This is a genomic window from Siccibacter turicensis LMG 23730 (assembly GCF_000463155.2).
GTDB lineage: Bacteria > Pseudomonadota > Gammaproteobacteria > Enterobacterales > Enterobacteriaceae > Siccibacter > Siccibacter turicensis.
Genome location: NZ_AWFZ01000055.1, coordinates 1 through 440 on the forward strand (window position 1 = coordinate 1; position 440 = coordinate 440).

General features: G+C 59.8%; 1 protein-coding gene. It reads left to right on the forward strand.

Annotated features, from left to right (window positions below; all coding sequences use genetic code 11):
- Positions 1–405 (forward strand): MbeB family mobilization protein (locus DW58_RS17935; RefSeq protein WP_029590200.1); only part of this gene is annotated, 405 nt, incomplete at its 5' end.
- Positions 406–440: the final 35 nt, after the last annotated feature.

Genomic DNA, 440 nt, shown 5'->3' on the forward strand with positions numbered 1-440 from the left:
TTCAGCGAGCACGAGCAGTCTGTCAGAGCGGAACTGAGCGCAAGCGCGAGGAGAATCAGCGACGCCATCCTCGCACACGAGCAGAGTATGAGCGAGGCGATGGAGAAAAACCGGCGGAGCGTACTGCGGACTGCCGGGCGGACATGGTTCACCATCCTGATGGTGTCAGCGCTGCTGATCGGCACGAGCGGGAGCATACTGTGGTGGCAGGGGCAGCAGATAACCGACAATTACACGCATCTTCGTCAGCAGGAAGATACCCTGGCGAAAATGACTGCCCGGACGTGGGGAGTGCGCTATCAGGAGAGCCGCGACGGCCGGAGGTTTCTTATCCTGCCGCCCGGGATGCAAACCGAAGCCATCCCCTACGACGGGACGACATGGATCCGCCTGAAACAGGAGTAGCGGAAAATGACAGAGCTGGAAAAGCAGTTGCTGAG